The sequence below is a fragment of the Paenibacillus chartarius genome (assembly GCF_042432825.1).
GTDB classification, from domain to species: domain Bacteria; phylum Bacillota; class Bacilli; order Paenibacillales; family NBRC-103111; genus Gordoniibacillus; species Gordoniibacillus chartarius.
Genome location: NZ_JBHLWN010000125.1, coordinates 15,208 through 38,825 on the forward strand (window position 1 = coordinate 15,208; position 23,618 = coordinate 38,825).

Genomic DNA, 23,618 nt, shown 5'->3' on the forward strand with positions numbered 1-23,618 from the left:
GGTCAATCCCCTCCCCTACCTTGTAACGATTGTCTATCCGGCCCCGCGCCGGTTTCGTGATAACCTCATACATGTAAGCGATATCGAAACGAAAGAAGGGGAATCCATGCGCAAGATGGATGCAACAATCAAGCTGATGCTGGTCGCCGCCCTTGCCGTCATACCGGCCTGTACCGCCAAAGAGCCTGCAAACGGCGGCAGCGGCTCGACCACCGACCCGGCAGCGGCGAATACCCAGCAAGGCCCCGCCGATCCGTTCGGCAAATACCAGAACACGGTTACCATCAACATCGGCGCTAGCGTCGACCCGTCCGACAAAACGCTGCCGCCGGGCGATACGCCGGAGAGCAACCAGTACACCCGTTATGTCAAGGACAATCTTAACATTCAGACGAAGATCGCCTGGCAGGCCGCGACCGGCAAAGACTACGACCAGAAGGTCAACTTGTCGATCGCCAGCAACGATTTGCCGGACGCCATGGTCGTCAACGACACACAGCTGCGGCAGATGGTCAAAGCGAACCAGCTGGCGGATTTGACCGAAGTGTACAACACATACGCATCTCCTGCGATGAAAGGGATCATCGATACGACGAAGGGTCTCGCTACGAAAGCCGTGACCTTCAACGGTAAAATGATGGCGATCCCGAACGTCACGACCGAATCGGACATGGTGCATCTGATGTGGATTCGCAAAGATTGGCTCGACAAGCTCGGGCTGGCCGTTCCGAAGACGGTTGAAGAGCTCGAGAAAGTTGCCAAGGCTTTCGTGGAACAGGATCCGGACGGCAACGGCAAGGCGGATACGATCGGTATCGTAGGTCCGCAGTCCGGCGGCCTTCTTCACGCAAATTTCATTACGCCGAACAACAATAACTATGGCTTCGATCCGGTGTTCTCCTCCTACCATTCGTATCCCGGCTTCTGGATCAAGGGTGACGACGGCAAAATTTCGTACGGCTCGATTCTTCCGGAGACGAAGCAAGCCTTGGCCAAGCTTCGCGATTGGTACGCGAAGGGACTGATCGATAAGGAAATGAGCGTGCGGAAGGATTCGGCGGAGCTGATCAAGAGCGGCGCATCCGGCATCTACTTCGGCATGTGGTGGGGCGGGTACGGCCCGCTGGGCGACGCGATCAAGAACAACCCGCAGGCGAATTGGCAGGCGTACGCCGTACCGCTCGACGCCAAGGGCGAGTTTACCCCGCACATGGGAACGCCGTCCAACCAATATTTGGTCGTACGCAAAGGCTATGAGCATCCGGAAGCGGCGCTCAAGATGGTCAACCTGCTGCTGCGGGACGAATCGAAGTTCGATGTCAAGGTCGCCGTCTCCAACTATCCGCTGCGCGTCGTATTCGCCCCGATGGACGAGATGGACGTAACGCTGAAGATGCTCAAGGAGGTGCTGGCCGGCACGAAGAAGCCGGAGGAGCTTGATCTGCCGGGCTACAAGCTGCTGCGGGCCGATGCGGAGAACATCAAGAAGGTCAAGCTCGAGCCGTATGACAAAGTCGATATTCAGTACTGGAATCCGACGGCGGACCTCGGCATATGGAAGCGCATGTACTCCACCTTCGTCGGCGTCGCCGCGCTGCAGCAGCCTTACAAGAAAACGTACAGCGCGACGTATTCGCAAACGAAATCGATGGAAAGCAAGTGGCCTACGCTTGATAAGCTGGAGAAGGAAACGTTCCTGAAGATCATCATGGGCGCCGCTCCGCTGGAAGCGTTCGACCAGTTCGTCCAGGATTGGAAGAAGCAAGGCGGCGACCAAATTACCGCCGAAGTCGAGGAAGCCAGCAAGCAATAGAGCGATCTGTGGCGCCGACTGCGGTTGGCGCCCTTTGCATCGGCGGGTCGGGAGGGAGAAACCGTTATGAAAACCAAAGGCTTCGTCAAGCATTACTATCTGATGCTGCTGCCGGGCATGGTGTGGCTGACGCTGTTCAGCATCGTCCCGATGTTCGGCTTCGTGATCGCCTTCCAGGACTACAATCCGGGACTTGGCATCCTGCATTCGGAATGGATCGGGCTGGAGCATTTCAAGTATATGCTGACCTTAAGCGACAGCGCCACCGTGTTCCGCAATACGATTGTGATCGCCGTTATGAAAATTATCGCCCATTTGCTCGTACCTTTGATATTCGCGCTTATGCTCAATGAGCTTCGCCTGCAGGTGCTGAAGCGGTGGATTCAAACCGTCGTCTACTTGCCCCACTTCTTGTCCTGGGTTATTCTTTCCGGTATTTTGCTGGATTTGTTCGCCTATAAAGGACCGGTCAACAGTCTGATGACAGCCATCGGCCTGGAGCCGGTGCTCTTCTTCGGACGCGCGGACTTGTTCCCTTTCCTGATTGTCGGCAGCGACGTTTGGAAGGAATTCGGCTTCAACACGATTATTTATTTGGCGGCGCTAACCGGAATTAACCCCGCTTTGTATGAGGCAGCTTCCATCGACGGAGCCAGCCGCCTGCAGCGGCTGACCAACGTTACGCTTCCCGGCATCTCTACGACCGTCATTTTGCTGTGCGTGCTCAGTCTCGGCAACGTGCTGAACGCCGGCTTCGATCAGGTGTTCAACTTATACAATCCGCTCGTCTATTCGACCGGCGATATTATCGACACATGGGTGTACCGGACCGGCTTGGTGAATTTACAGTACGGCCTTGCGACGGCAATGGGCTTGATGAAGTCGGTCATCAGCTTCATTCTCATCGCAACGTCCTACTACCTGGCCTCCAAATTCGCCAATTACCGGATCTTCTAGAAGGAGGAGCATCGTTATGGTAAGAGAAACTTCGCTCGGCTCGAGGGCGTTCGATGCTGCGCTTCTGGTGCTGCTGGTCGGGATTTCGCTGCTATGTATCCTGCCGATCTGGTATACGCTGGCCGTCTCGTTCAGCGAGAAATCGGCGGCGGCGGCCGGTCTCGTTCGACTGTGGCCGATCGGCTTCAACTTGAACTCGTATTACGAAATTATGGGCGACCGCAAGTTTTTCAATTCCTTCGGCATTTCCATACAGCGGGTGCTGCTCGGGGCGGCCGTGAACTTCATCGTTACGGTACTGATGGCTTATCCGCTATCGAAGCATACGAAAGATTTTCCGCTGCGCAATGTGTTTATGTGGATTCTCGTCTTTACGATGCTGTTTAACGGCGGGCTCATTCCCTGGTACCAGACGGTCAAAGCGCTCGGGCTCATCAACAACATTTGGGGACTCGTGCTCGGGCACAGCGTTCCGGTGTTCAACGTCATTCTTGTCGTCAACTTTTTCCGCAATTTGCCGAAGGAGCTGGAGGAAGCTGCGCTGGTGGACGGGGCCGGGCCGTGGTACACGCTGACGAAGCTCTACATTCCGCTTGCCGTTCCCGTATTGGCGACCGTTACGCTGTTCAGCATCGTGTATCATTGGAACGAGTTTTTCAACGGGCTGGTGCTCATGTCCAAAGCCGATCATTACCCTCTGCAAACGTACATCCAGCAGCTCGTCGTCATCATCGACGCCAATACGATGAACACGGAGCAGCTGAAGCGGATGAGCGAGCTGTCGAATCAGACGCTGAACGCCGCCAAAATTTTCATCGCGATGCTGCCGGTGCTCGTCGTGTATCCGTTCCTGCAGCGGTTTTTCATCCATGGGATTACGTTAGGCTCCGTGAAGGAGTAACTGAACACGGTTTCGTCGTACAACAAAACAACGGCGTTCCGAAGACGACGATTGCGAAGTCTTGGAATGCCGCTGTTTTTGTCGGTTCATTGTGGAAATTTAAGCGGTAGGCAGCGATTCGAAATCCGGAACCTCGATCAAATAGAGATTGCCGTAGCCGTTCATATCGCTCGTAAACAGCACGTGCTTGCCGTCCGGGCTGAACCTCGGATGCACATGCACCTTCTGCGATTGGAAGCTGCCCCGGTGACGGCACAGGAGGCGAGGCCCTTCCAGCCGGCCGCCGATCTTCTTCCATAGGCGGATCGTATCCTGCCGCTGTTCCCCGTGATAAGCGCTTGTCTGTTGGCCGTCACCGACAATGAGCTCCGCGTTGTTGGAATGGATATGCATGTTCTGGAACGGGAACGACTCTTCTTCCCGCCCGGTGTTATCGTACCGGACCGACCCGATAAACTTGCCGTCCGCGTTGTCCAGCGACTCCGTGTAGCCGTGATAGCCGATGCGGACCCCGTCGGCGTGCCAATATTCGTGGCCGACGAAGACCCGGTCCCCGGAGTCCCGAATCCGCCATACGTCGCCGGTCTTGATGTTCAGACACCAGATCCGGTGATCGACGAGATCCCACGGCCCTTCATGGCAGAAGCTTAACAGCTCCGGCTGCGTCGGCGACGCATTCACATGGCCGATCCAGCAGCGCTCCTCGTGCAGCACCCGCGCCTCGCCGCCCGCCGCCGGAACGGCAACGATCTGGCAATGGGGCTTGGCCCGCGCCGTCTCCTCGAAGCCGACATACCCGGCCCCCAGCGACGTGCGGATGCGATCCGACAAATCCTCCTTCAGACTGAAGCAGATCAAGCGGCCGTCCGCCGTACAGCTCACATTCCCCAGCCCGTACCCGTTTGGCGCTTCGTACACCGTGCGCTCCGCCAGGCTGTCCAGATCGAGCGCGACAATATGAGCTTCCCGGGTAAAATACACTTCGCCGCCGTTCGGGTTTACGTAGGCATTTTGAAAATTCGTCTTGCCGTCCCGATAGTCCGTCAGCTGCCGAATTTCGCCGCTGCCAAGATCCAGGCAGAACAAATTGGACGCGTTTGCGCGCTCCGATCCGAACAGCACCTTTCGCCCGCCGTCCACCCAGCCGTCATTCGTAAAATACAGATGATAGCTGTGCGCCAAATAATTCGTTAATTGCCGCATCGGCAATCCCGTTATCAGATCATGCACAATGCTCCACTCGGATGGCCAAATCGTTCCTTTCATAAGTCCTTCCCTCTTTCCGTATCATAAAGTCATAGTGGTTCTTTACATTTAGGGCCCATGCTGCTGTGGCAACTAAGCCATGTGCCGCCATCATCAATGTGTTGCCGTAATATGTAAGCCCTTGCAAGAATAGGACCGCTGAATGAAACCGCCTGCTCGACCACTGGGGATCGCCCAGTATGCTTCATTTTACTTGTTCAGTTTCGAAATGGCTTGTTAAAAATCAGATGAGTTTTGTTTAAAAAACCGTGATGACACTTATACAAAAAGAGATGGCTTCCGTCAATCCGGAAACCATCTCTTTGTTTGGTGAATTATTTACTCCGCAAGATTGAACAGCCTGTGAATGATAACGGCTGCTTGTGCCCGCGTCGTTTCGCTGTTTGGCGAGAAGATGCCGTCGCCGACCCCGTCAATGACACCGCCGGACTTCATCTGCTTCACGGCGGCCGCCGCATAAGAAGCAATCTCGGCATTGTCTTTGAAATCGCTGGAAGAAGCTTCCGAACCGATCGTCATCTGCAAGTGCTGTGCCGTGCGGTACGCCATTACCGCCATATCCTGGCGGGTAATCGTTTCGTTCACGCCGAAGCTGCCGTCCGCTTTGCCTTGCACGATACCGAGCTTTTGCGCTGTTGCTACCGGGCTGTAGTACCAGCTTCCTTCCTGCACATCGCTAAGCGTGCTCTTTGCCGACTCGTCGGACAGCTCGAACGCTTGCATGAGCATTTTCAGGAATTCCGCTCTCGTAACGTTACGGTTCGGCTCGAACGCACCGTTGCCCACACCTTCAATGATCGATCTTGCGACGAGCGCTTCGATGCTGTTCTTCGCCCAGTCAACCGCCGCAATATCTTTCATGCTGACCGGAGCCACTGCCGCTGCGTATTTGCTGAAGTGCTGCGGCTTGAACGTTACTTTGCCTGTTGCCGGATCATATTTGCCGTTCTTCACGACTTCCAGGCGGCCCTGGTCATTGATATAATATACAACTACGTGGTTCGGATTCTCGCCAGGCTTCAGCGTATATGCCACTTCAACCTTGACGCCGCCTCCGAATTTCTCTACTTTCTTGCCGTCAACCGTCAGATCAAAATCGTACACCGTGCTGCCGCCGATTCGAGCCTGCGCTTCCGCGGACAAATTCGCTGTATCCACCTTCGCCGTGCGAAGCTCAACCTTGGATGATGTGTTGCCGGCATCGCCCAGCAGCTTCAGATCAATCGAGATCGTGGCCAGCCCTGTTTGAACCTTGACCGTTTCGACCTTCCGATCTGCTGCTTCGTTGAGCTCTTTCACAGGCAGTGATACCACCACTTCCTTGGCGGCTTGGGCAGGCTGGACGGAAATGGTTACTTGTTCCGCGCCGGTTACTGAAGCGATTGCTTTCCGAATCTCTTCTGCGGTAACACTAACCGATGCTTTACCTTCGGGATCGACAGTAGCCGGCTTCGTAATCGTTACTTCCTTATCGGCCGAACCGTTGCCGTTGCCGTTTCCATTTCCGTTACCATTACCATTTCCGTTACCATTACCATTTCCGTTCCCATTACCGTTACCATTTCCGTTGCCATTTCCGTTACCATTACCGTTACCGTTTCCATTACCGTTTCCATTACCGTTGCCACTGTCGTCGTCATCATCGTCCGATGCCGGCTTCACGGTAATGATCGCATATCCTTCCACATCCGAACCGTCGTTCGCTTTCGCCACAGCTTTGACTTTGCCAGCGGCATTTGCTGTCAACAGCCCGTTAGCATCGATCGAAGCGTTCCAGGTGTTCGATCCGTCCTCGTTATAGACGAACCATGTTACCGATTGATTCGTCGTCGCCGCCGGCGTGAAGATGGCCGACAGCTGCAGCTTACCGCCTGCTTCAACTTCATACGTGCCGCTGGACACCGTAATGTGAGCTGCACGAATCTCATTCGTATACATATTCGGCATCGGCGGCTCGCTCATCCCCGTACCGATAAAGTAGCTCGTGTGCGGCGGCTGGTTGTAGCCGGTCAGCTGCCAAGCGACAGCCAAGCGATATACCGGGTCGTGCATCAGCGTTGGAATGCGGCGATCCGTTACATCGGTCGTCGTATACAACCGCAGTGCGCTGCTGTCTTCGGTTCTAACGACGACCTCTTCTCTCCAGTCACCTAGCAAATCCGCCTGCAGGGACGGGTTGCCTTTGGTGCTGTTGTTGGAAGCTGTGCCGGTAAACGTAGCAAGACGCTCCAAGCTGTTCGTTTCATAATTCCACTTGTCGATTTTCGTAACGCCCTTATTCTCGGCGGCACTCCAATCGTGATCGAGCAGTTCTCGGCTTACATCGCCGTCCCACCAGATCGCGAAGTTCGACGTAGGGATTTCATTGGAAATTTTGACGCCGTCGGTGGTATACAGGAAGCCGTTCAAGTTGCTCTCCGTGCTGGACGACTTCGTTGCGTCGATCGCCCAAGCCTCCGCTCCCGGGTACCTTGGGTCAATATCCGCCGCCAGGCCCCGGCCCGTATCCGCGCCGACTTGAGGCTGTCCGTACAGCGTCGCACCGGTTCTGGCATCTTTCATGATTGCCGAGTACGGTCTGCCCGTTTCCTCTTGTACAGTCCAAATTTCCAAGCCCAGACGCCCCGGGATCAGGTCGCTCAGATGCATCGCATCGCCATGGCCCATACCCGAAGTCCACAGACCTTTACCGTCATTGTCGATTGCAGCGGAACCGGTAAAGATTTCATCCTTGCCGTCGCCGTCCACATCCGCAACGCTCAGCTGATGATTGCCTTGTCCGGCATACCCGCTATTCTCGGGCGTATTGGAATCGAACGTCCACAATTTCGTCAGTTCGCCGTCTCTCCAGTTGTAAGCCGCAAACGTCATGCGAGTATAATAACCGCGCTGGACAACAACGCTCGGTCTCACACCGTCCAAATAAGCGATGGCAGCGCCAAAGCGGTCAACCCGATTGCCATACGTATCGCCCCAGTTGCCGACTGTACCTCTTGGCGGATCGTAGTCCGTTGTAGCGAGAGCTTTACCTGTCAGTCCGTCAAAGATGGTCAAGTACTCGGGTCCTTCCAAAATATATCCGTCCGCATTGCGGTAATCCTTCTGCGCGTCGCCGATAACCGCACCTGTGCCGTCCACCGTACCGTCGGCCGTTCTCATCGCGATTTCCGCTTTACCATCGCCGTCCAGATCGTACACCATCGGTTGCAAATAGTGAGCGCCGGAACGGATGTTAACGCCCATATCGATGCGCCACAGGAACGTGCCGTCCATTTTGTAAGCGTCTACGTAAGTCACTCCTGTAACTCCCGGTTGGGAATTATCTTTGGAGTTGGTCGGATCCCACTTTAGAACGATCTCGTAAGTACCATCACCGTCAAGGTCGGCTGCCGATGCATCGTTAGCCCGATAAGAGTATTTTTCTCCTTTGATGTTCACGCCATCTGCAGGCTTTCGAAGCGGAATATCCACATAGTTCGCGCCCCATACCGTTACGGTTTCCGATGGCGGCAGCTCGACGCCGTTCACCACCGGTCTTACCGAATATTTCGACTGAACCGTTCCCGAGGCATCCGTATAGTTCGTGCTCTGCGTAATCGGGGCCGAATTGATTTTCACTCCGTCACGATACACATTGAACGCTGTGTTCGGCAGGTCGCTACCGAGCAGGCGCCATCCGACATACACATGATCCGCCTGTTTCACGGCGACCAAGCCGCGATCAAGCGCTTCCATTTGTCTTGCCGGATGAAGCGCCGGTGCCGCCGTTATCGTCGCTGCTGCAGATTCCGAAGGCGATTCACCTTCATATTCATATACGGCTGTTACGTCAAAGGTATACGTTGTTCCGTTCTGAAGACCAGGTACGGAGGCAATGTATGTACCTTTCGGTACGGAAGTTACCAGTGTGCGTGTTTGATCAGGGTTCACCATATAAATATTCGCCTTCTGGTACGCCGGGTCAGCCGGCTTCGTCCAGCCGAGACGAACTTCGCCGTCACGTCCTTCCGCGGCCAGGTTCGTCACCTGCGGGGACTTCTCCAGCTTCGTCACCGCAACTTTGTAAGTGCGGTACACATCCGTATACACGGACGATGCAACGGTGACGTCAATCGAGGAAGCCGTTCCCGTAACCGCAACCGGCAGAGCAGAGCCGCTTGTTACCGTGCTGCCATTCACCTTCAGGACGGTTCCTTCGACATTGCTCGCAGTCGGCGTAACCGAGATCGTATTCACGGAATACGGAACGGCCACTGAGTAACTCTCCACCGCCGGATCGAAAGCAAGCTCCGGCTTCACTTCTCCCGCATCCAGCTCCAGGCTGCTCAAAGCCAAGTCCATTACCGTCAGCTTCACATTGGCGATATTGAATTTGCCGCCGCCTGCATTTGGAACGAACGAGAAGCTGCTGAGACGTTGACGGGCGGAGTAGAAGCTTTGCTTGTCCTTCACCTCAGCTCCGGTTGACTTATCGATAATAGAGAGCTCGTACGTATTTTTTGGAATATTGAAGACGATCTTAAAATGATACCAAAGCGTCTTGTCGTAGCTGATCAAGGTCGGGCCGTTATGGCGCTTCAAAACTCCTTGATCCATTACGAACCGAATGGCCCCTGCGTTCGTCGCATTGACCTTCCCGTCCATCACCCAGAACGTACCGCCTTTGTCGGACGGAAGATTGACGTCAAACTCCATGATCATGCCGCCGGTTTGCGGAGTAAACCGCTGTCCCAAGTACGACGTACCGGTAGCCGGATGGTGGATAGCCCCATATGTAATGCCCGCTACCGTATCGGTATTGACTTCAAAAAGCGGTGCCGTGCCTTCCTTCGTCCAACTGTTACCGCTTCCAATTACGATCGGACTAGGCGGATATGTACTGAAATCTTCGTTAACCAGCACCGTGTCCGCAGCGCTCGCCGGAACGACGTAGAGCGGTAAAGCCATGACGACGGTCAGCAGCACCGTAAACAGCCTCGTTGCGAAGGAATTTCTCATTGATCGTCTACTGCTCATTTGTTTTAAGACCTCCTATTCCATGATGGGTGAGAACAAACTACCGTTTGTAGCCGGTTACAAAACTGTGTATTGCTGATTCCCCCTTACCACCGGATATTGAAACGCTTTCAACGTAAGACGAGTCTGCATTTCACAGAGAAAAGACATTCTTTATTATAGATATCGCAGGATATTTATCCCCTATAAAAAACCGACTTTCTCAGTTAAATAACAGTGAAAAATACATCATGGAACGACAGTGGCAGGATCCGCCTGGTTTATTTTAAAAAATAGTAGAGATTTACCTTAAGGCATTGTAAACCGTATCATCAATGTAGAAGGAATTCGACAATATCCGTCGAAAACGTTCGTTACCACATACGATGGAAGTGAAAGTCGACTTGATCGAATCCAATGTAACCATCCAAGAGCTTCTAACCGAGGGCTCCCGTACGACCATTTACAGAGGTACGTTCGGTAAGGAATCCCCCTCGCCCGTCATCATCAAACTGCTCCATCCGAGCCCGGTCTTCCATTCTGCGGAGAGCCTGCTCGCTCATGAGCATCAATTCAGCAATATTCTTGCTTCAGCGGGCATTCGCAAGTCCTATGGGGTCGTTCAGATTCCCGAGGGAACGGCTTTGATCCTGGAGTACATACCGGGACCCCCGCTAAGCCGCTATATGACCGGCAAAAAGCTGGATCTGCCGGCTTTTTTTCCGCTGGCGCTTTCCATGGCGAACGAGCTTCATGCCGTTCATTCCTGCGGCATCTTTCATAAAGATATTCATCCCGGCAATTTCATCGTAACCGGGACGGGCCAATCGGTTCGGCTCATCGATTTCGGTATGTCCGAACCGATCTGCTCCGTCCACACGCTGCCGGAAATCGAGGATCGAGCTTCGCTCGCTTTTCCGTACATGTCGCCGGAGCAGACAGGGAGAATGAACCGCGCACTCGATTACCGTACGGATTTTTATTCGCTAGGAATCGTGTTTTATGAAATGCTCGCCGGCACGCTGCCCCTTACGGCAAGTGATCCTCTCGGGTGGGCCTTCGCCCATATGACCAAAGCTCCGGTCCCCCTGCATGAATACGATGCGTCAATACCGGAAGTTCTTTCCGCGATGATCATGAAGATGATGGCCAAAAACCCCGAGGAGCGTTATCGCAGCGCCGCCTGCATCGTGTCGTATCTGGAAGCCATATATGAAGAATGGCGGCGGACGGGGGCCGTACGGACCGTCATTCCGCCGGTTGATGACGTGCCCGGTCAGCTTCGGCTTCTACAGCCGCTGTTCGGCAAGTCGGCGGCGTGGGAGCGCCTTTCGGATAGTTACGACCGGATTGAAGCGGGAGGCTCTGGACTTGCGGCGATTACGGGAAGTGCCGGCGTCGGCAAAACCGAGCTGATGGAGCGGTTCCGAAGTGCTGTACTGCAGCGCGGAGGCCGTTTCCTCTCGGGCAGGTTCGACCATAACAAAAAGCAGGTCCCTTATGAAGGCATTCGCCTCGCGATCCGCCAATGGTTCGACTCTCTCCTGCTGGCCGGCGAAGACGAGATCCGGTTCTGGGAACGCACAATGGCCGAAGTTCTTGATGGTCACGCAGCCGCACTCATGATCGAGACGTTCTCGGATTCGGCCTGGCTCTTTACCGGCGCCGCGGCTTCCGGGGATTCGATTGCCATATCGAAGGAAGAGCTGTACTTCAAGGCGTTTCGCTGCTTTGTCAGCGCCATCGTGCAGCACGGTCCGGCTCTCGTTCTGTGGCTGGACGACTTCCACTTGGCGGACCCGGGCTCCGTTCGGATGCTCCAACGTCTCTTAACCGACGATATGCCGGGCAAGCTGCTGTTGGTATTCGCCTGCAGAGAAGATGCCGTCTCTCCCTGTGCGCCGTTGGCACACGTTATGCATGCCGCCGAAACCGAAGAAACGTACGTGTGCCGCATCGCTCTTTCGGATTGGACGGAATCCCAGCTCCTTCAATACGTCTCCGGTGCGCTGGATATGTCCGCCGAAGCCTGTTTGCCGCTCGCAGGCGCAGTCTTCCGGAAGACGCTGGGCAACCCGTTCTTCGCAGGCCAGTTTTTGCAAAGGATCGTTCAGGAAGCACTTCTCCGTTACGACCGGCAAGCCCGGCAATGGCAATGGGACACGGAGCGCATTCTTAAACTCGAATTTACGGAAAATGTGACCGAGTCCGTAATTCGCAATCTAACGAGCTTGTCCCCGGAATTGCAGCGGCTGCTCCATGCTGCGGCAGCGCTCGGTACTTCTTTCGACCCGAACGTACTGGCCGCAGTCTGCGCGCTCGCCGAGGAAGAAGCTTCTTCCCGGATATGGCCAGCCGTGCAAGCGGGATTGCTGGTGAAGTCAACGGAAGGATACGCCTTCGCCAATGGGCGAATTCAGGAAGCGGCCTATCGGCTTGCGGATCCGGAACGTACGGTCAGCGTGCATGCGAAGATTGCCAAGGTTCTGAAAGAGGCGGCCGATGAAGCTGCCGAATACCGAGGAGACAACCGGATCTTCGAAATCGCCCATCATCTGGAATGTGCCTCGGCCTATATCGAGAACTCCGGGACAGCCGTGCGGGAGGAAGCTCTTCTCATCTTCGCAGAGGCCGGCTTCAAAGCGAGCAAAACCGCCGCTTATGAGACGGCCGTCAATCTGCTGCATCGGGCCAAATCTTTAATGGGCGATGACGAATGGACGCAGCGATACGACGTAGCGGTTGCTTTGGAAAAAGAGCTTGCCGAATGCTTGTTCTGGATCGGCCGGCACGAGGAAGCGAAGAACGGCTTGGAGGCGCTGCTTCCGCACCTCCGTTCGCCGGAAGAAACGGCGGATATCTATGTTCTATTGGTCCGCATGTGTACGTCACTGGGGCAATTTCAGGAAGCCGTGCGAATCGCCAGCATTGGTCTTGGCATGTTCGGAATTGATCTGCATGATCAAGATGTCGAAGCGCAGATCAATGTCGAGCTCGCTAAGGCCGGCAGCTTCATGAACGGTCGGGAAATACCGGAGCTGCTCGCGCTTCCTGCCATGACCGATCGGCAAATGTTAAAAGTGCTGATGCTATATGCGTGTATATTAACATCGCTTTATATGATCAACATGCGCTTGTACACGCTCGTCAGCTTGCGCATCGTAAATTTGTCCATGCAATACGGCAATCAGGCGGAATCTTCGGCCGGATACATCACCTACGCCGTCGTTCTCGCCAGACTCGGCGCCTATGAACAGGCCTATGCTTACGGCCGTCTTGCGATCGGCGTGGCGGACACGTACCGGAACAATCGTCTCGCTTGCACGAGCCGGTTCATGCTGGGAGCCTCCTTGTCCCATTGGGTCAGCCCGGTCGAAGAATCCGTTGAAGCATTGGATCAAGCGTATCGGGAAGGACAGGCTTGCGGCAATTTGCTGTACGCAACATATGCCGCCGTAGTCCGGTGCGCAATCGACTACTATCGGGGTGTTCCGCTCGAAAAGCTGCAGGAAACGATAGACGCCCGTTACAGCTTCGTCCAAAGAACGAAAAACAGTACGATTCATTTGATCGACAGCTTCCGCAGAATGAGCGATAAACTCCAAGCAGGTACGCCTGATGCGCCGATCCTCGGAAGCAGTCCGGAAGAAGAGCTTGCTTTCGCGGAGCAGCTGGCCCGTTCGCCGGAGAAGATGTCGCTGCGCTACTACGCTTCTCTGAAAATGACGCTTCAGTACTTGTTCGGAAACTATACGGAAGCCCGCAAGCTTGCGGCGACCTGCAACGAGCTGAGAAACGCCGGAGTCGTTGCGGAGTATTGGATCACGGCAGAGGACGTTTTCATCCAGGGCTTAACGAACGCTGCCCTGTACGATGCCGCCGATCAGGCCGACCAACCCGCCTTGTTGACCGAACTGAATGCTCAGTCCGCCCAGCTGAAGAGATGGGCCGGGCACAATCCGTCTAATTTCCTCCATAAAGCCGAGCTGCTCGAAGCGGAGCAGGCCCGGATTCGGGGAGACAGGGCGGAAGCCGAACGGCTGTATCATCAATCCGCGGAATCCGCAAGGGCGGCCGGAAACTGGAAAGATTTCGCGATTTCGACGGAATGCGCAGGTGCGCATTATGAGCGCGCAGGTTTGCGGCTCGTAGCCAAGATGTATTTCACCGAAGCCCACAAGGCTTATTTGATGTGGGGAGCCGCGGCCAAGGCGGCGTCGCTGGCGAAACGGTATCCCGAATGGCTGACGCCGGGCGGCAGGATGCCCGCTTCCGCCGCAACGACGTTATCCTCCTTAGAGTTGTTTGATTCGGCAACAATTGTTAAGGCTTGCCAGTCGATGTCCGAAGAAATTCAGCTCGATCGGATGCTGAATAAGCTCTTGACGGTCGTATTCGAGCACGCCGGAGCCGAGAACGGATTTCTGGCGATCCGGCAGGACGGCAAATGGATCGTCGCCGCCGAAGGTGAATTGCACGAGCAGTCCGTCCGCATCGCCCACCCGATGGAGCCGATCGACCGGTCCGACAGGCCGGAAGCGATATTTTATTACGTCGCCCGTTCCAAGAAGAGCATCATCCTTGACGATGCATGCCAAGCGGGGCTGTTCACTCAGGACGAATATATTGTCCGGTGCGGCATCCGCTCGGTCATCTGCCTGCCGGTACTGAAACAAGGACAATTGATTGCAGTTCTTTATCTGGAAAATAACCGGATGACCCATGCCTTCTCGGCCAGACATCTGGAAATGCTCGGACTGCTGTCGGCGCAGATGGCGATATCGATCGAGAATGCTTCGCTGTATGCCAGTCTTGAGGATAAAGTCAGAGTCAGGACGCAGGAGCTGCAGCAGCTGAACGTGCAGCTGGAAGCTTCGGAGGTGCGTTATCGGACCATCTTCGAGAATACGGGAACGGCCATGCTGATAGTAGCGGAAGACGGCCGCATCTCGCTCGCCAATACCGAGTTCGCCAGAATCATGGAGACGGAGCTCAGCGAGCTTGTCGGACGCAGATGGACCGATTTCATCTTCGAGGAAGATATCAACATCGTAGCGCAGAAACGCGCCCTACGCCTGCAGGTCACCACCTCCGCCCAGCGCCATTCCTACGAGGTCAGAGCGGTGACGGCTGCGGGGAGGCTGTGCGATTTTTGGATGACCGTCAGTACGATTGTAGGCACAACGGATGTCGTCGTCTCCATACTGGACATTACGGAACGCAAACGCGCGGAAAACTTGGTTCGGAACATGGCCTATTTGGACGCCTTGACCGGATTGCCGAACCGGAAAATGTTCGAGGAAGCACTGATTCGCGAAATCGATCATATTTCCTCCGGCAGCGATTCGAAACTGGCCGTGATGTTTCTGGACATGGACGGTTTTAAACAAGTGAACGACACCTACGGTCACAGAATCGGGGATCAGCTGCTCTGCGAAGTAGCGTCAAGACTGCGGTCGGCATTGCCGGAGAAGCATCTCGTTTCAAGGCTGGGCGGCGACGAATTTACGCTGCTGCTTACCGGTGTAAAGGACAAGGACGAGGTCCGGCTCTTGGCGGAACGCATATTTGAAGCTTTCCGGCCTGTGTGCCGTATGGGGGATATCGAAATATCGATTAGCTCCAGTATCGGGATCAGCATGTGTCCGAACGACGGGCATGATTCCGAAAGTCTCGTCAAGCAAGCGGATGCCGCTATGTACCAAGCTAAACAGCAAGGAAAAAATCGATACAGCTTCTACAGCCGGCAATAAACAGAACAGTTGGCAAAAAAAACAAAGCATAACTTCGGACTTCTGAATAAGCCCAAGTTATGCTTTGTTTTTTTAGAGGAACAGTTCAGCCCCTCCCTTCCCCTCCGCTTCGCTAAGCGCTTCCAGCTGCTGGCTTTACGAGTGCGCAGACTTGGCCTTTTCGCCGAAACCGGCTCCGCACACCCGGTCCCTTCCGTCTCTCTTCGCATGATATAACGCCTCGTCCGCAGCCTCATACAACGATTTCGCATCGGCATGTTCGGTTGAGCGAAACACCAGTCCGCCGGAAAACGTAAGCCGCAGCGGCCCGTCCTTGTGTTCGGCGATAAATAATCGAGTCCGGACTAAAGCTTGGAAATCCTCCACGGCCCGAATTACGTCTCCGCTAGGCAGCCCTTGGCACAGCACGGAAAACTCCTCCCCCCCGTTCCGCGAAACGATGCCGCCGCGCTCATGGAAAAAGCGTTGAAGCTGCGAAGCGAACTCCGTTAACACAAGATCCCCCGTAGGGTGCCCGAGACTATCGTTTATTTTCTTGAAATGATCGATGTCGAGCAATAACAGGGCTAGCTCCGCACCGCTTCTGCGCGTACTCTCAAATGATTTGCATATGGCTTGCTGAAAGAAACGGGCGTTGTACAACCCGGTCAGCCCGTCGGTTATGGCATGGCTTTCGAGCCTTCTTCTGGACTCGTTGGACTCGTGCATGTAGGAAATAAAATAATAAATAAGAGCTCCGCATACAAGCTCAACAGCGAACCGGAGCAGCGCAAAGGAAAGTTCCGGATCCGTAATCAGGAACAAATGAATATGAAACAGCACATGTAGAGCGGTCCACAGAATCCATTTCTTCCAGCGCACCAACGAAAAAACAACCGTTACAACGGAGGCAATGAGCAAGTTAAAGGCGCCGTCGTACAGCGTTACAGGATGATGGCCTGCGTGGAACATCCATTCATAGAACAGTGGCGAGAACGTAGAAACGAACGCCGCGATCCCCCCGCCGAATACGGCTGCAGTAATAAACGTAGTTCCTCCGAGAATGATCAGTTCGGACATTCCCTCATGAATCGGGTACTGTCTGTAAATGTATTGGGCTATGCCGAACCCGATTCCCAGTATGACCGATCTCAACGCGGGTGACGTAATCCGCTGCTGATAACGAAAAAAAATATGAAAAAAGAAAAACGTCGTAAAAAAGTTGATCGATATCGCTTGATACAGGGTCTGAAGCATGCAAGGCACCGCCAATCTAAGTTGTTGAATATATGGAAGGTCAAGCGGATGTTGGATGTTTATGCACTTTCATGAACCCATTCGACAAAAAGCTTCATATACCTCTCACATTCGACACGTAACCAAACAAAGCAGCCATGCAAAAAAAATCGGCTTTCGCAGTTTTCCATACGTGCATGTCCCCGGTAAAATATAAGCCGATTTATTGAGTTCAGCGATTTACGTTAGCGGATTTTGAGTGACGTATTTTACTGCGATCGCTCTTTTCATCCCGTCTCGAGTCAAATAACGGTTTCGAAAAATAAGCTGCTACTATAATTTCCTAAACAACAAAAAGCCGGCCCGGGTTTAACCCCGAAGCCGGCTTGCTATTTACGCCAAAAGATGCGTTGGTTAGGCTTGAGTTTTCTTCCAGTCGGCAGCGAACTTCTCCATGCCCGCATCCGTCAGAGGATGCTTGGAGATTTGCTCGATGACGGAGAACGGAATCGTCGCGATGTGAGCGCCGGCCATTGCCACGCGAGTCACATGATCCGGATGGCGAACCGATGCGGCGATAATTTGCGCATCCAGGTTGTGGATACGGAACAGTTCCGCAACTTTCGAAACCAGCTGAACGCCGTCTTCCGAAATGTCGTCCAAACGGCCAAGGAACGGAGATACGTAAGTTGCGCCGGCACGAGCGGCCAAGAGCGCTTGGTTGACGGTGAAGATCAGCGTGACGTTCGTCTTTACGCCTTTCTTGCTCAAATAACGGCAAGCTTCCAGGCCCGCCAGCGTCATCGGCAGCTTGATCGTGATGTTCTTGTCGTAGTTATTGATTTTGATCAGTTCGTTCGCTTGGGCAATCATCTCTTCAGCCGTAAGCGCGTCCGGCGTAACTTCAGCCGAAACCGACTCCACTTCAGGCACTTCTCGTAAAATCTCGGCAATGCGGTCTTCGAATTTCACGCCTTCTTTGGCAACCAGGGACGGATTCGTCGTTACACCGGACAGGACGCCGATTTTGTACGCTTTCTTAATGTCTTCCAGGTTGGCAGTGTCGATAAACAGTTTCATCGAATATTACCTCCATTTTATGAATAGATGATTGACCTACAGCAGCTGTTTGGCGAGACGAACGACGTTGCTCGGCGAGAAGCCGAAGTATTCCATAACCTCCGGTCCGGAGCCTGAAGCGCCGAACGTATCGATCGACAAGACGGTGCCTTTCGGTCCTGCATAGCGATCCCAGCCTAACGAAATGCCGGCCTCCATCGCGATCCGCTTCGTAACGGAAGAAGGCAGTACGCTTTCTTTGTAAGCCTCGGATTGACGCTCGAACAGCTCCCGGCACGGCATAGCCACGACACGAACTGAGATGCTGTCCCGCTCCAGCTCCGCTTTGGCGCTCACAGCGAGCGACACCTCGGAGCCGGTGGCGATCAGGATCACATCCGGCCGGTCGTTCGTTTCCGCCAAGATGTAGGCACCCTTGGCCACTTCCGCCACATTGCCCTTCGTCGCATCATAGACAGGCAGGTTTTGCCGGCTCAGGATGAGCGCTACCGGCCCTTCCTGCTGCTGCAGGGCGTACGCCCATGCGCTCGCCGTTTCATTGGCGTCGGACGGCCTGATGACCGTAAGTCCCGGGATCGTGCGCAGTGCGGCCAAATGCTCGACCGGCTCGTGCGTAGGTCCGTCTTCGCCGACGGCGATCGAATCGTGCGTAAACACGTAGATGACCGGCAGCTTTTGCAGTGCGGCAAGCCGAATCGACGGACGCAAGTAATCGCTGAATACGAAGAACGTGCTGACGAACGGCTTAACGCCTCCGTGCAGCGCCATACCGTTGCCGGCGGCGCCCATCGCATGCTCGCGGACGCCGAAGTAGACGTTGCGGCCTGCGTACGATTCTACGGCGAACTTCCGCTCGCCCCGAATGTCCGTCATCGTCGAATGCGACAAATCCGCACTGCCCCCGAAGATCGACGGAACGATTTTCACATAATGGTTGATGGCCTCACCGCTAGCGACACGTGTGGACACCGGCTTGGAAGCGTCGAAGGTCAAGATGTCGGAGGCATCGATCGATACGGAGCCTTCGATGACTTGTTCAAGCTCCCTTCCTAGCTCAGTATACTGCGTTTTATATGAAGCTAGCAATGTATTCCATTGTTCTTCTTGAGCCTCGCCCTTCCGTTTCAGCTGCTCGAAATGAGCCCGCACTTCTTCCGGAACGGTGAACTCTTCCTCATAGTGCCAGCCGTACACCGATTTCGTCGCTTTCGCTTCTTCTTTGCCGAGCGGGGCGCCGTGTACTTTGTTCGTTCCTGCAGCTTTGCTGCCGTACCCGATAATCGTCCGAATTTCGATCAGCGTCGGCTGCGTGTCGTTCTGCTTCGCCGCTTGGATCGCTTCGGCAATGCGCCCGATATCGTTCCCGTCTTCGACCCGCAGGTATTGCCAGTGCGCCGACTCCGCACGCTGCTGAATATTTTCCGAGAACGACAGATTCAGCTGTCCGTCCAGGGAAATATCGTTGGAATCGTACAATACGATTAATTTGCCGAGCTTCATATGTCCGGCCATGGACATCGCCTCGTAGGAGATGCCTTCCATCAGGCAGCCGTCTCCGACGAGCGCGTACGTATGATGATCGATCACCGGGAACCCGTCTTGATTGAATCTCTCCGCCAGGTGTGCCTCGGCCATCGCCATCCCGACCGCCATCGCCAATCCTTGTCCGAGCGGCCCCGTCGTTGCATCGACGCCGTCCGTATGGCCGAACTCGGGATGTCCCGGCGTTTTGCTGTTCAGCTTGCGGAATTGCTTGACATCGTCCAGCGTCACTTGGTAGCCGAACAAATGCAGCAGGCTGTACAGCATGGCGGAACCGTGTCCTGCGGATAAAATGAAACGGTCGCGGTTGAACCACTTGGAGTGGCTCGGATTGTGCTTCAGCTCTTGGGCCCACAGCGCGTAAGCCATCGGCGCAGCTCCCATCGGCAGCCCCGGATGACCGGAATTGGCGTTGTTGATGGCATCGATGGACAATGTTCGAATCGTATCTATTGCTAACTGCTCAATCGTTTGGGTTACAGGCATATTGGTACATCTCCTCCTGGCAGCACTAGTTTCACGTTTGCATTTCCAATATAATACGATTATCCTCCATACGAGTAATGAATATATTTCATAGGAGCTATAGACCATGTCTATGGGTATTAACTACGAGCTGTATAAAGTGTTTTATTGGGCAGCCAAAACAGGCAGCCTGACGCAGGCCGCCAAAGTGTTGTATCTCACTCAACCGAGCGTCAGCCATTCGATCAAGCAGCTGGAGGACCGGTTCGGCATCACGCTGTTTTACCGGAATGCCAAAGGCGTCGAGCTGACGCAGGAGGGCGCTGTCCTGTATTCGTACATCGAGCAGTCTCAAATGCTGCTGTCGCTGGCCGAGCAGAAAATGACCGCCATGAAAAATTTGGACAGCGGCGAGCTGCGCATCGGCGGAAGCGATTCGCTGTTTAAGCATTATTTGCTGCCGTACCTGGAACGGTTCCATCGCGATTATCCCGGGATCAAGCTCCACCTGAAGCACGGTACGACGCCGGAAATTATCGCTTTTCTGAAGGAAGGGACCATTGATATGGGCGTCGTCCGCATGCCGATCGTCGACGCCCAGCTTGAAGTGAAGGAGAGCATCCAGCTGCAGGACTGCTTTGTGGCCGGGACCCGTTACGCCGAACTCAAGGGGAGCGTGTTATCGCTGGAGATGCTGCTTCGGCACCCGATCATTTTGTTCTCCCGCAACAGCCGGGCTCGAATGGGGATCACGGAGCTGTTTCAGAGCTACGGCTATACGATCAAGCCCGAGATTGAGGTCGGAAGCGTAGATCTGCTCATCGAATTCGCGCGAAACGGGCTCGGGATCTCTTACGTAACGAGGGAATTTGTTTCGAAGGAGCTGGAGGAGGGATCGCTCTTTGAAATTCAGCTGGACGTGCAGCTGCCGCCGTCGAGAGTGGGCATCATGACAATGCGCAGCGTGCCTCTCTCGATCAGCGCCAAGACGTTTATGGAGCTTATGTCATAGGGCGAACGAATTACTTAGGTAATTGCTCACATTTCCTAAACGATTCGCCCCATTGCTTCATATGAAGAATAATCGGTACCAGCGTCCGGCCGAGATCCGTTAATGAGTACTCCACCTTCGGCGGGACCTGCTGAAATACTTCGCGGCAAACAATTCCGTCCTCCTCCAGCTCCCTGAGCTGCAGGGTCAACATGCGCTGCGTTATACTAGGACAAATTTTGCGGAATTCGTTGAAACGTTTCGTACCGTCGATCAGGTGATACAGGAGAACGCCTTTCCATTTCCCGCCGATGATGTCCAGCGTATATTCAACCGGACATCCTTCACCCGCGGGATCACCGCGAAAGCGTGGTTTTCGTATATTCATGACTGACGGCACCCTCCCCTATTTCAGCAGCTGAATCTCACATCGTTACACCCATTTTACGATGTGTTCCAGCGATTGTCTCGTCTTCGGCCGGGGCTCCCGGACCCGGTAGCCGAAAGCAACCATGCAGGCGATCCCGAAACGATCGTCCATGATTCCTTCTTCGATCAGTATTTGTTCAACCTTCTCTTTGTCGAACCCTTCGATCGGACACGAATCGATGCCGATTTGAGCGGCGGCGGTCATCATATTGCCCAGTGCGATATACGATTGCCGGCAGCCCCACTCAAACGCAAGCCGTTCGTCGCCGAGCAGTTTAAAATCGTTCTCCAGGAAGTTATGATACACGTTACCTTTGCGCTGCCGGGCTTCCCCGGGAAGCAGCTGAACTTCCGCCATCATTTTCTGAATATGCGGGGAATCCGAAGTTAAATCGGCCAGTGTACGGGATAAAATAATGACAAAATGGCTCGATGTCGGCAGCTGCTTCTGGGCCCCCCACGTAACGGGAAGCAGCTTCTCGCGAATGGTCCGGTTTTGGACAACAACGAACGTCCACGGCTCAAACCCGAACGAGCTGGGAGATAACCGCCCCGTCTCCATAATAAACGCGAAATCGTCATCGCTTATTAGTTTCGTTGGATCGAACTCCTTGCAAGCATGCCGAAAGCGATACGCCTCCAAAATCTCCTCTTTACGATTCTCCGTCATCCTACTCCCATCCTTTTTCATATATTTTCGTCTATCGAGCCCATATGTTTACAGTTTGCCGGCTTGCAAACCCAGTATAGTCCATAAATACAATAATTAACAGTACGCACATTTATGGTATATAGTATACTTTTTTATACTGTTACATCCCGGTGGAATACAAACGGCGGCCGGATTCATAGATCCGCCGCCGTTTCTGTATTTCTTGCCCCGTTTGCTTACGCTCAGATCGGCATCATTTTTCCCGTGTAATCGACAAAATGAAACTTCGAGCTTGCGTCAGGCACGATCTTACGTTCAATCAGATCCAGAATGCCGTTCGCGCTTTGCCGAGGATCGGTCGGTGCGTTCTCCCCGCCCATATCCGTCTTCATCCAGCCGGGGTGAACGCTCAGCACTTGAATGCCGCGGTCCCGGACATAGGCATGCAGCTGCTCGCCGAACATATTGAGCGCCGACTTCGAAATCGCATAGGGATAATCGCCGGGATAGGCATTCGTCATGCTTCCGGCTTCCGAGGAAATGTTAATGATCGACGCACCCTTCACCGTCAGCAGCGGCAGCATATGTTTGACGACCCGCATCGGGCCGAACAAGTTCACATCGAACGACTTCACGACCGCGTCCATATCGAGCCGCTCGATCGGAGTGCTGCGGGCTGTCAGGATGGCCGCATTGTTTACGATAGCGCCGAGCGTCCGGCCTTCGGCTTGCAATTGCCCGGCGAGCCTGGCAATGCCCGCTTCGTCCGTAACTTCGAGTTCCGCAATGGTCATTCGGCTCCCGTACGCCGCGGCAAGCGCTGTCAGCTTGTCGTTATCGGCCCCAGAAGCACGTACGCCGGCAATGACGGCATGACCTCGCTCCAGAGCCGCGGCGGCCATCTCGCAGCCGAGACCGCGGCTTGCGCCGGTGATCAGGATGTTCATACCGCTCGCTCCCTAGGCTTTGTCGTTTTCCAGCAGCTCAACCAGCACCTTCAGCTCTTTGAATGTATCCATGTAAGCGTATCTGCCGCCCGTATATTCGCCCTTCTGCTGCAGAGGGAAGCCTTTGCTTTCAAGCAGCGTAATCTTCTCCTTCATACCCTCGATGACGAATGCGATATGATGCGGGCCCTCCCCATGTTCGTTCAAGTAGCTGCGCCAAGTGCTCGGATGCTCGTCAGGCTCGATCAGCTCCAGCTGCAGCGACCCCATATCGAAGAAGGCGAGCTTCGCGCGGGCTTCGCTGGGTGAACCGTTAACCTCGGTTTGCGCTTTCTCCCACACATCGGTGACAATTACTTGCGGCTTGGCCACGCCGAAGAAATCCGCGTAAGCTTGGCTGACCTTCTCAATATCGTGAACGAGAATGCCAATTTGAGTAATGACGTTAGTGCCCAGCAGTCCTGACATGCCGATCATCCTTTCGATTGGAAAATACAATGAACTTACGATAACTTCGACTACCGCCTTGAAGAGGGACCGGGTTGAACCTAGTCCAGGCTCCACCTTACCTAGTGTCGCCAAAAGAGTATGCGCTTTCAAAGACGCAATGGA

Annotated in this window: 14 protein-coding genes; 5 read left to right on the forward strand and 9 right to left on the reverse strand. The window is 54.4% G+C overall.

Annotation, left to right across the window (positions count from 1 at the left end):
- Positions 1 to 106 precede the first annotated feature (106 nt).
- The 3 genes from ACFFK0_RS30465 (at position 107) to ACFFK0_RS30475 (ending at position 3,671) form a co-directional block, all read left to right on the forward strand.
- Positions 107 to 1,813 carry an extracellular solute-binding protein gene (locus tag ACFFK0_RS30465; protein WP_377475192.1) on the forward strand — a complete coding sequence of 569 codons (1,707 nt, stop codon included), beginning with the start codon at positions 107 to 109 and terminating at the stop codon, positions 1,811 to 1,813.
- 66 nt (positions 1,814 to 1,879) lie between these two features.
- The gene (locus ACFFK0_RS30470; RefSeq protein WP_377475194.1) at positions 1,880 to 2,770 is read left to right on the forward strand and encodes an ABC transporter permease; all 891 of its coding nucleotides are present in this window, start codon (positions 1,880 to 1,882) and stop codon (positions 2,768 to 2,770) included.
- 16 nt (positions 2,771 to 2,786) lie between these two features.
- Entirely contained in the window at positions 2,787 to 3,671 is an 885-nt protein-coding gene (locus tag ACFFK0_RS30475) for a carbohydrate ABC transporter permease (RefSeq protein WP_377475196.1), read from the forward strand.
- A 99-nt stretch (positions 3,672 to 3,770) separates the two neighbouring features.
- On the opposite strand, the gene ACFFK0_RS30480 is transcribed toward ACFFK0_RS30475, so the two are convergent.
- Both ACFFK0_RS30480 and ACFFK0_RS30485 read right to left on the reverse strand, forming a co-directional pair.
- Complete coding sequence (locus tag ACFFK0_RS30480) at positions 3,771 to 4,937, reverse strand: oligogalacturonate lyase family protein (RefSeq protein ID WP_377475198.1); 1,167 nt, start codon at positions 4,935 to 4,937, stop codon at positions 3,771 to 3,773.
- A 318-nt stretch (positions 4,938 to 5,255) separates the two neighbouring features.
- Positions 5,256 to 9,953: a rhamnogalacturonan lyase family protein gene (locus tag ACFFK0_RS30485; RefSeq protein ID WP_377475200.1), complete on the reverse strand. Its 4,698-nt coding sequence runs from the start codon at positions 9,951 to 9,953 to the stop codon at positions 5,256 to 5,258.
- A 383-nt stretch (positions 9,954 to 10,336) separates the two neighbouring features.
- On the opposite strand from ACFFK0_RS30485, the gene ACFFK0_RS30490 reads away from it, so the two are divergent.
- Entirely contained in the window at positions 10,337 to 15,685 is a 5,349-nt protein-coding gene (locus ACFFK0_RS30490) for a diguanylate cyclase domain-containing protein (RefSeq protein WP_377475202.1), read from the forward strand.
- Positions 15,686 to 15,820: 135 nt separating this feature from the next.
- On the opposite strand, the gene ACFFK0_RS30495 is transcribed toward ACFFK0_RS30490, so the two are convergent.
- From ACFFK0_RS30495 to tkt, 3 genes are all read right to left on the reverse strand, one after another.
- A complete protein-coding gene (locus ACFFK0_RS30495; RefSeq protein ID WP_377475204.1) occupies positions 15,821 to 16,921 on the reverse strand; it encodes a GGDEF domain-containing protein in 1,101 nt (366 codons plus the stop codon).
- Positions 16,922 to 17,314: 393 nt separating this feature from the next.
- Positions 17,315 to 17,980 (reverse strand): fructose-6-phosphate aldolase, encoded by a 666-nt coding sequence (gene fsa, locus ACFFK0_RS30500; protein ID WP_377475206.1) that lies wholly within the window; start codon positions 17,978 to 17,980, stop codon positions 17,315 to 17,317.
- 36 nt (positions 17,981 to 18,016) lie between these two features.
- A complete protein-coding gene (gene tkt / locus ACFFK0_RS30505) occupies positions 18,017 to 20,008 on the reverse strand; it encodes a transketolase (protein WP_377475208.1) in 1,992 nt (663 codons plus the stop codon).
- A 112-nt stretch (positions 20,009 to 20,120) separates the two neighbouring features.
- Between tkt and ACFFK0_RS30510 the strand changes: the two genes are divergently transcribed.
- Complete coding sequence (locus tag ACFFK0_RS30510; protein ID WP_377475236.1) at positions 20,121 to 20,999, forward strand: LysR family transcriptional regulator; 879 nt, start codon at positions 20,121 to 20,123, stop codon at positions 20,997 to 20,999.
- 10 nt (positions 21,000 to 21,009) lie between these two features.
- On the opposite strand, the gene ACFFK0_RS30515 is transcribed toward ACFFK0_RS30510, so the two are convergent.
- The 4 genes from ACFFK0_RS30515 to ACFFK0_RS30530 form a co-directional block, all read right to left on the reverse strand.
- Entirely contained in the window at positions 21,010 to 21,366 is a 357-nt protein-coding gene (locus ACFFK0_RS30515; protein WP_377475210.1) for a winged helix-turn-helix transcriptional regulator, read from the reverse strand.
- A 45-nt stretch (positions 21,367 to 21,411) separates the two neighbouring features.
- Positions 21,412 to 22,077 (reverse strand): NAD(P)H-dependent oxidoreductase, encoded by a 666-nt coding sequence (locus tag ACFFK0_RS30520; RefSeq protein WP_377475212.1) that lies wholly within the window; start codon positions 22,075 to 22,077, stop codon positions 21,412 to 21,414.
- A gap of 224 nt (positions 22,078 to 22,301) precedes the next feature.
- On the reverse strand, positions 22,302 to 23,006 hold the full coding sequence (locus ACFFK0_RS30525; RefSeq protein ID WP_377475214.1) for an SDR family NAD(P)-dependent oxidoreductase: 705 nt from the start codon (positions 23,004 to 23,006) through the stop codon (positions 22,302 to 22,304).
- 12 nt (positions 23,007 to 23,018) lie between these two features.
- Complete coding sequence (locus ACFFK0_RS30530) at positions 23,019 to 23,474, reverse strand: VOC family protein (RefSeq protein ID WP_377475216.1); 456 nt, start codon at positions 23,472 to 23,474, stop codon at positions 23,019 to 23,021.
- Positions 23,475 to 23,618: the final 144 nt, after the last annotated feature.